Genomic DNA, 8,767 nt, shown 5'->3' on the forward strand with positions numbered 1-8,767 from the left:
GGATCACGCTGGTCAGCAGCACGAAGGCCTGGCGGCCGGGCGCCAGTTCGTCGGGCAGGCGGATCACCCGCGGCAGCACCCGCGGCACCTTGACGATGGCGATGCCGTTGGCGCGGCCGAAGGCGTCGCGCCCGCCCAGCCGCACGATGAAGTTCAGCGACTTGTTCGCGACCTGCGGGAAGGGGTGCGACGGATCCAGCCCCACCGGCACGAGCAGCGGCCGCACCTGCTTCTGGAAGAAGCGGTCGACCCATTCGCGCTGCGCGGCGTCGCGGTCGGCGTGGTTGAGGATCACGATGCCGTGACGCTGCAGCAGCGGCATCAGCTCGTCGTTGAAGACGGCGTACTGGTCGTCGATCAGGCGGTGCGCCTCGGCGGCCACCGCCTCCAGGTCGCGGCGCGACGCCGCGGCGTCTCCGGCGCGCGCCGCTTCGAGGAAGTCGGCGAAGCGAACCTCGAAGAACTCGTCCATGTTCGACGAGACGATGCACACGTAGCGCAGGCGCTCCAGCAGGGGAACGTCCTCGCGCTGCGCCTGGGCGAGCACGCGGCGGTTGAACGCCAGGATGGCGCGCTCGCGCGACAGCAGCGGCGGCAGCGGCGCCGCCGGGGCGGGTTCGCCTATCGGCGCGGCGTCTTCGGCTGGCACAGGAGCCCGATCGTTCATCCGGGCAGTTTATGAACGAAATGCGACAGCCGCGTGACAGCGCTCAGCCGACGCGGATTCAGTGCGCCTGGTCCCAGTTCGGCCCCACGCCCACCTCGGCCAGCAGCGGCACCTTCATCTGCGGCGCCACCGAGGCCATCACGCGCGGCACGGCCTCGCGCGCCCAGTCGATCTCGGCGTCGGGCACCTCGAACACCAGTTCGTCGTGCACCTGCATGATCATCCGGGTGGCGCGGCGCTCGCGGTCGAGCAGCGCCTGCACCTCGATCATCGCCAGCTTGATCAGGTCGGCCGCGGTGCCCTGCATCGGCGCGTTGATCGCCTGGCGCTCGGCGCCGCTGCGGCGCGGGCCGTTGCCGCCGTTGATGTCGGGCAGGTAGATGCGCCGGCCGAACATGGTCTCGACGTAGCCCTTGGCCTTGGCCGAGGCCTTGGTCTCGTCCATGTAGCGCTTCACGCCGGCGAAGCGCTGGAAGTAGCGCTCGATGTAGGTGGTGGCCGCGGCGCGCTCGATGCCGAGGTTCTGCGCCAGGCCGAAGGCGCCCATGCCGTAGATGAGGCCGAAGTTGATGGTCTTGGCGTAGCGGCGCTGCTCGGGCGTCACCTGCTCGGGCGGGATGCCGAACACCTCGCTGGCGGTGGCGCGGTGCACGTCCATGCCTTCGGCGAAGGCCTTGAGCAGGCCCGGGTCCTCGCTGATGTGGGCCATGATGCGCAGCTCGATCTGCGAGTAGTCGGCCGACAGGATCGCATGCCCCGGCGGTGCGACGAAGGCTTCGCGCACGCGGCGACCTTCCGGCGTGCGGATGGGGATGTTCTGCAGGTTGGGGTCATTGCTGGCCAGTCGCCCGGTCACCGCCACCGCCTGCGCATAGTTGGTGTGCACGCGGCCGGTGGCCGGGTTGACCATCAGCGGCAGCTTGTCGGTGTAGGTGCCCTTGAGCTTGGCGAGGCTGCGGTGCTCGAGCAGCTTGGCCGGCAGCGGGTAGTCGGCGGCCAGCTCGGCGAGCACCTCCTCGTCGGTGGACGGCGTGCCGGTGGCGGTCTTCTTCTTCACCGGCAGGCCGAGCTTGCCGAACAGGATCTCGCCGATCTGCTTGGGGCTGCCGAGGTTGAAGGGCTGGCCGGCGATCTCGTGCGCCTCGCGCTCCAGCGCCATCAGCCGCTCGGCCAGTTCCTGGCTCTGCCGCGCCAGCACCGCCGAGTCGATCAGCACGCCGTGGCGCTCGATGCGGCCGAGCACGGCCACGCTGGGCATCTCGATCTTCTCGTAGACGAACAGCGGCCCCGGCTGCTCCTGCAGCTGCGGCCACAGCGTCTCGTGCACGTGCAGCGTCATGTCGCTGTCCTCGCACGAATATTCGGCGGCGCGCGCCACGTCGACCTGCGCGAAGGGGATCTGGTGCGCGCCCTTGCCGCACACGTCTTCATAGCTCAGGCCGGAGCGGCCGAGGTGGCGCAGCGCCAGGCTCTCCAGGCTGTGCGGCTTGTGCGCCTCGAGCACGTAGCTCTGCAGCAGCGTGTCGTGCCGGTAGCCGCGCACGGTGATGCCGGCGTTGGCGAACACATGGGTGTCGTACTTGATGTTCTGGCCGAGCTTGGCGTGGCGCTCGCTCTCCAGCCAGGGCTGGAGCGCGGCCAGGACCGCGTCGGCATCGAGCTGCGCCGGCGCGCCGGCGTAGTCGTGGCGCAGCGGGATGTAGGCCGCCTCGCCCACCGCCACCGAGAGCGAGACGCCGACGATGCGCGCCTTCATGCCGTCCAGCGAATCGGTCTCGGTGTCGATCGCCGTCAGCGGCGCGGCCTCGATGCGCGACAGCCAGCGCTGCAGCGCCTCGTGCGTCAGCACGGTCTCGTAGCGCTTATCGATGGTGGACGCCTTCGGCGCGACGGGCGCTGTCTCGCCCTCGGCGGCCGGCGAGGCCGCAGCCCCCTGCCCTTCGAGGTCGCGCTTCCAGGTCTTGAAGCCGTAGCGGCCGTAGAAGTCGAGCAGTCCGTCGCGGTCGACCGGCTTGAGCGCCAGCGCATCGAGCGAGGGGAAGCCGGGGATGTCGGCGGCGAGGTCGCAATCGGTCACCACCGTCACCAGCTTGCGGCCGGTGGGCAGCCAGTCGAGCGCCTTGCGCAGGTTCTCTCCGGCCACGCCCTTGATCGAGCCGGCCGCGGCGATCACGCCGTCGAGCGAGCCGTATTCGGCGATCCACTTGGCGGCCGTCTTCGGGCCGACCTTCTCCACGCCCGGCACGTTGTCGACGGTGTCGCCCATCAGCGTCAGGTAGTCCACGATGCGCTGCGGCGGCACGCCGAACTTGGCCTCGACCGCCGCCACGTCGAGCTTCTCGTTGCTCATCGTGTTGATCAGCGTGACGTGCTCGTCGACGAGCTGCGCCAGGTCCTTGTCGCCGGTGGAGATCACCACCTCGTGGCCGGTGCGCGCAGCGATGCGCGCCAGCGTGCCGATCGCGTCGTCGGCCTCGATGCCGGGCACCATCAGAACCGGCCAGCCGAGCAGCTTCACCACCTCGTGGATCGGCTCGATCTGCTTCGCCAGGTCTTCCGGCATCGGCGCGCGCTGGGCCTTGTATTGCGGATACCACTCGTTGCGAAAGGTGTCGCCCTTGGCATCGAACACGCAGGCGGCGTGCTCGGGCTGCACGTCCTGCAGCGCGCGCTTGAGCATGGCCACCATGCCGTGGATCGCGCCGGTGGGAAAGCCGTCGGGGCTGCGCAGGTCGGGCAGCGCGTGGTAGGCGCGATACAGGTAGCTCGAGCCGTCCACCAGCAGCAGGGTCTTGGTCGTCATGGCGGCATTGTGGAGCATGGGTGCCGCCTAGAATGGCTCCATGAACGCCCGCTCCGCGCTCCTGGCCCTCGCCCTCTCGGCCCCGGCCGGCCTGGCCTTCGCGCAGGCCGCCGCCGCGCCCGCGCCGCCCAGCGCCGAGCCGCGCGTGCAGCACATCGTCGTCGAGGACGAAGGCAGCCGCATCGAGGAGTTGCGCGTGCGCGGCGCCACGCAGCGCATCACGGTACAGCCCAAGGTGGGCACCGCCAAGGGCTACGAGATCCTGGTCGGCGACGGCTCGCGCGATCTCGGCGAAGGGGTCAACACCTCGCGCGGCGCCGCCGGCAAGCGCGTCTGGAACGTGCTGAGCTTCTGATCGGCGCATGGCGGTCTACACCGAGGTCTCCTTCGACGAGGCAGCCGAACTCTTCGCCCGGCTCGACACCGGCGCGCTGACCGCGCTGCAGCCGATCACCAGCGGCATCGAGAACACCAACTACTTCGCCGACACCGCGAACGGCCGCTATGTGCTGACGCTGTTCGAGCGGCTCACGCATGCGCAGCTGCCCTTCTACCTGCAGCTGATGAAGCACCTGGCCGAGCGCGGCATCCCGGTGCCGCGCCCGCACCCCGACCGCGGCGGCGCCATCCTGCACACGCTGGCGGGCAAGCCGGCGGCGGTGGTCGACCGGCTGCGCGGTCGCCACCACCTCGCACCCGACGCCGTGCACTGCGCGATGGTGGGCGACATGCTCGCGCGCATGCACCTGGCGGCCGCCGACTTTCCGCTCGTGCAGCCCAACCTGCGCGGCCTCGCCTGGTGGACGGAGACGGTGCCGGTGATCGAGCCCTTCGTGTCCGGGCAGCGGGCCGCGCTGCTGAACGACGAGCTGGCCTTCCAGCAGCAGTTCGCGGCCTCGCCCGCCTGCCAGGGCCTACCACGGGCGGCGATCCACGCCGACCTGTTCCGCGACAACGTGATGTTCGAGCCCGGCGACGACGGCGTGGACCGGCTCGGCGGCTTCTTCGACTTCTACTTCGCCGGCGTCGACACACTGCTGTTCGACATCGGCGTGTGCCTGAACGACTGGTGCATCGACCTCGACACCGGCCGCCTGGCCGAGGAGCGCGCCACGGCCTTCATGGCCGCCTACGATGCGGTGCGGCCGCTGGCCAGCGCCGAGTTGCGCGGCCTGCCGGCGCTGATGCGCGCCGCAGCGCTGCGCTTCTGGATCTCGCGCCTTTGGGACCTGCACCTGCCACGCGACGCCCACCTGCTGAAGCCGCACGACCCGACGCACTTCGAGCGCGTGCTCACGGCGCGCCGCGAGGCGCCCTGGCACTACATCCGACCATGAGACTGCAGACCGTTCCCGCCGCCACCGGCGCCGCCTGGGTCAAGCAGGGCTGGCGCGCCTTCTCTCAGCAGCCGCTGGCCTTCAGCGGGCTGTTCGCGGCCTTCCTGTTCGTGATCTTCCTGCTCACGCTGATGCCGCTGGTCGGCTCGCTGCTGCTGCTGGCGCTGCTGCCGCTCGGTTCGCTGGGCTTCATGGTCGCCACGCGCGACCATCAGGCCGGCCGTATCCCGCTGCCGCGTGCCTTCGTCGAGCCGCTGCGCCAGGGCGCCGCGAAGGCCCGCGCGATCATGCTGCTGGGTGTCGTCTACGCGGTGGCCAGCGTGCTGATCATCACCCTGGCCGAGTGGGCCGACGGCGGCGCACTCGACGAGCTGATGCAGGTGCTGGCCGACGGCAAGGCCACGCCGGCCGACGTCGGCGAGCGCCTGGCCGACCCGCGCCTCGAGCTCGGGCTGCTGCTGCGCTTCGGCCTGGCCGGGCTGCTGTCGATCCCGTTCTGGCATGCGCCGGCGCTGGTGCACTGGGGCGGCCAGGGCGTGGCGCAGTCGCTGTTCTCCAGCACGGTGGCGATCTGGCGCAACAAGGGCGCCTTCCTCGTCTTCGCGCTGACCTGGTGCGCGGTGGTGCTGGTGTTCGGCGCCGGCGCCAACATCATCGCCGGGCTGCTCGGCCAGCCGCAGCTGATCGCGCTGCTGGCCATGCCGGCCTCGCTGCTGCTGTCCACCGCCTTCTACACCTCGCTGTACTTCACCTTCGCCGACTGCTTCGCCGAGCGCGACCAGCCGGCGCCCCTCCCTCCTGCGGAAAGCACCCCATGAGCAACACCCCTCGCGTCGCCCTCGTCACCGGCGCCGGCAGCGGCATCGGCCGCGCCTGCGCGCTCGCCCTGCACCAGGCGGGCTACCACGTCGTGCTGGCCGGCCGCCGGCTCGACGCGCTGAACGAGACCATCGCCGCCGCGCCGGGCGACCGGGACCGGCTGCTTGCCGTGCCCACCGACGTGGGCGATCCGGCCTCGGTGAAGGCGCTCTTCGCGAAGACGAAGGAGGCCTTCGGCCGGCTCGACGTGCTCTTCAACAACGCCGGCATGGGCGCGCCGGCGATCCCGATGGAGGATCTGAGCTACGAGCAGTGGAAGGCCGTGGTCGACGTCAATCTGACCGGCCCCTTCCTGTGCACGCAGGAGGCCATTCGCCTGATGAAGAGCCAGACGCCGCAGGGCGGCCGCATCATCAACAACGGCTCGATCTCGGCCTATGCGCCGCGGCCGTTCTCTGCCCCCTACACCGCCACCAAGCACGCCATCAGCGGCCTGACGCGCAGCACCGCGCTCGACGGGCGCCGCCACAACATCGCCTGCGGCCAGATCGACATCGGCAACGCCGCCACCGAGATGACCGAGCGCATGGCCGCTGGAGTGATCCAGGCCGACGGCAGCACGAAGGTGGAGCCGCGCATGGACGTCAGGCACGTGGCCGACGCAGTGGTGCACATGGCCAGCCTGCCGCTGGACGCCAACGTGCTGTTCATGACGGTGATGGCGACGAACATGCCGTTCGTCGGCCGCGGCTGAGCCCGTCCCGGGCTCAGTGCATCTTGTCCTTGGGCGGCTTCTTGAACTGCTCGGGCGTATAGACGTTGCCCTCCCAGCGGCCCTCGCGGGCGCGGCGGATGGCGTCGTCGGCAAGCTGCTGGGCCGCCTTGCGCGAGCGCGGCCAGCGCCACAGCGCGATGGCCCGCGCACGCAGGCCCTGCCACAGCCGCAACCAGAACCGGTCGAAGCGCTGCTGCCGCGCCGGGCCCAGGGCCAGGCGCAGCAGCATCACTGCACACACTGCCACCACAAGGGCGGCGAAGACTTTCTCGATCACACCCGCCTCCGCATGCCGTGATTCTGGCGCGGCCGGGGCGGCCGCGCCATGAACCACTGCACGCGGCGGTGGGTCAGCTGCCGATGCGGCCGCCGTCGTTCTTGGTGATGACGATGGTCGCCGAGCGCGGACGGGCGCTTGCGCCGCCGGCGCCGTAGCCGGCATTGCCGGGCCAGTGGCTGAGGTACTTCGTCGGGTCGGCCACGTCGGCCGCAGCGATTGTCTCACCCGGGTGCTGGATGTTGACGAACAGCGCCTTGCCGTCCGGCGTCTCGGTCACGCCGGTGATCTCGCAGTCCTTCGGGCCGACGAGGAAGCGGCGCAGCGTGTCCGCCGTCGGCTTCTTGCCCACGTAGGTGTCCACCGTGACCGTGCCGCCGGTCACGGGGTGGTTCAGCGTGGTCTTGGCGCCGTCACCCACGCTGCCCGGCACGCCGGCGAGCATCATGCAGTTGGTGGCATCGGTGTAGGCGCCGTCGTCGGTCTGGATCCAGCACAGCCCGGTGTTCCGGCTGAACCACAGACCGTCGGGGCTGGAGAAGTCCTGGTCGGCCGTCAGCGCGGACAGGTTCACCAGCGCCGGGTCGCCGTTGGACTGCGAGCCGAACAGATAGATGTCCCAGGTGAACCCGGTGGCTGCGGATTCACCGCCGTTCTCCTTGATGCGGATGATGTGGCCGTTGTTGTTGCCGGGCGAGCCGGTGGTCAGATCCGGATCGATGTAGGCGCGCGGATTGGCGGCATCCACGCCCTGCTGCGAGCCGGTGGGCTGCAGCTTGCGGTTGCTGTTGTTGGTCAGCGTGTAGTAGATCTCGCCCGTGGTCGGGTGCACGGCGCACCACTCGGGACGGTCCATCTTGGTCGCGCCGACCGCATCCGCGGCCAGGCGGGCGTTCACGAACACGTCGGCCTGGTCGGCGAAGGTGTAGTTGGCATAGCCGGCGATGGCCGCGTTGGCGATCGACAGCTCGATCCATTCGCCGGTGCCGTCGGCGTTGAACTTCGCCACGTACAGCTTGCCCGCGTCGAGATACTTGTCGCCGATGGCGATGCGGTTCGCAGCGCTGGCGTCGGCGGCATCCCAGTTGGCGGCCGAGACGAACTTGTAGATGTACTCGCCGCGAGAATCGTCGCCCATGTAGACGGCCAGCGGCTTGCCGGCCACCAGCTTGCCGAAGTCGGCGCTCTCGTGGGCGAAGCGACCGAGTGCGGTGCGCTTCTTGATCGTGGCGGCCTTGTCGTACGGATCGACCTCGACGACATACCCGAACGTATTCAGCTCGTTGCGGTAGTCGTCGGTGCCGTCCGTCGACACGCCCTTCTGGCTGATGTCCCAGCGGGCAAAGCGGTCGTCGGCGCCGGAGGTTTCCCAGCCGTGACGGCTGGCCGCACCCTGGGCGCGGCCGTAGCGGTTGAGCGAGGCCACGCTCTTGTCGTTGCCGCGCGCGGCGTTGTCGGTGGCCGAGCGGGTGAAGTAGCCCGCCCAGTTCTCCTCACCGCTGAGGTAGGTGCCCCAGGGCGTGTAGCCGCTGCCGCAGTTGTTGATCGTGCCGCGGCAGGCGGTGCCGGCGGTCGAGTAGACCGTCTTGACCAGCGCATTGCCGCGCACCGGGCCGGAGATCTCCATCGGCGTCAGCGGCGTGATGCGACGGTTGAAGCTGGAGTCGTTCTTGTAGGCGAACACACCGCCGCTCTTGGCCACTTCGACGATCGAGATGCCGTGCGCCGGGATCTCCTTGTCGGACTCGGCGGCCGGACGCGGGCGGGCGCTGGCGCCGGCAGCGTGGAGGAAGTTGTCGGTCAACGCCTCGTGGTTCATCGCCAGCAGGCCACGGTCGCTGCTGTTCGCGTCGCGCGCGCCGGTGGCGGACAGACCGTAGAAGAACATGCCGTCGTGGTGGTCGCCGGCACGGTTCTCGAAGTCGGCGTCGGTGCCGTCGTTCTTGAACGCCGACGTGGCAGCCGTCAGCGGATCACCCAGTGCGTAGAGCACGGTTGCGGTGTAGCCCGCGGGCACGGCCACCACGTCCGCCGTGCTCTTGGCCACGCTGCTGAAGCTCTGCGTGGGGACCGGTTGCGGCGCGGCTGC

General features: G+C 70.0%; 7 protein-coding genes and 1 pseudogene. 4 read left to right on the forward strand and 4 right to left on the reverse strand.

The window, feature by feature from the left end; translation table 11 throughout:
- Both AB7U92_RS16025 and polA read right to left on the reverse strand, forming a co-directional pair.
- Nucleotides 1-649: pseudogene (locus AB7U92_RS16025) on the reverse strand (polyphosphate kinase 1); the annotation flags it as partial.
- A gap of 76 nt (nucleotides 650-725) precedes the next feature.
- Nucleotides 726-3,470: a DNA polymerase I gene (gene polA / locus AB7U92_RS16030; protein WP_428578895.1), complete on the reverse strand. Its 2,745-nt coding sequence runs from the start codon at nucleotides 3,468-3,470 to the stop codon at nucleotides 726-728.
- A gap of 40 nt (nucleotides 3,471-3,510) precedes the next feature.
- On the opposite strand from polA, the gene AB7U92_RS16035 reads away from it, so the two are divergent.
- Genes AB7U92_RS16035 through AB7U92_RS16050 form a run of 4 tightly spaced genes read left to right on the forward strand, consistent with a single transcriptional unit; the run spans nucleotide 3,511 to nucleotide 6,380 of the window.
- Entirely contained in the window at nucleotides 3,511-3,825 is a 315-nt protein-coding gene (locus AB7U92_RS16035) for a hypothetical protein (RefSeq protein ID WP_428578897.1), read from the forward strand.
- A 7-nt stretch (nucleotides 3,826-3,832) separates the two neighbouring features.
- Nucleotides 3,833-4,807 carry a homoserine kinase gene (locus AB7U92_RS16040; protein WP_428578899.1) on the forward strand — a complete coding sequence of 325 codons (975 nt, stop codon included), beginning with the start codon at nucleotides 3,833-3,835 and terminating at the stop codon, nucleotides 4,805-4,807.
- Nucleotides 4,804-5,625 (forward strand): BPSS1780 family membrane protein, encoded by an 822-nt coding sequence (locus AB7U92_RS16045; protein ID WP_428578902.1) that lies wholly within the window; start codon nucleotides 4,804-4,806, stop codon nucleotides 5,623-5,625. The genes AB7U92_RS16040 and AB7U92_RS16045 overlap by 4 nt, the downstream gene beginning before the upstream one ends.
- Nucleotides 5,622-6,380: an SDR family oxidoreductase gene (locus AB7U92_RS16050; RefSeq protein WP_428578905.1), complete on the forward strand. Its 759-nt coding sequence runs from the start codon at nucleotides 5,622-5,624 to the stop codon at nucleotides 6,378-6,380. The genes AB7U92_RS16045 and AB7U92_RS16050 overlap by 4 nt, the downstream gene beginning before the upstream one ends.
- 13 nt (nucleotides 6,381-6,393) lie before the next feature.
- Here the strand turns inward: AB7U92_RS16050 and AB7U92_RS16055 are convergent, their stop codons facing one another.
- Nucleotides 6,394-6,678 carry a hypothetical protein gene (locus AB7U92_RS16055; RefSeq protein WP_428578908.1) on the reverse strand — a complete coding sequence of 95 codons (285 nt, stop codon included), beginning with the start codon at nucleotides 6,676-6,678 and terminating at the stop codon, nucleotides 6,394-6,396.
- 73 nt (nucleotides 6,679-6,751) lie between these two features.
- A partial coding sequence (locus tag AB7U92_RS16060) for a PhoX family protein (RefSeq protein ID WP_428578910.1) occupies nucleotides 6,752-8,767 on the reverse strand: 2,016 nt, incomplete at its 5' end.

This window comes from Piscinibacter sp. (assembly GCF_050175855.1).
Taxonomy (GTDB): Bacteria; Pseudomonadota; Gammaproteobacteria; order Burkholderiales; family Burkholderiaceae_C; genus Piscinibacter.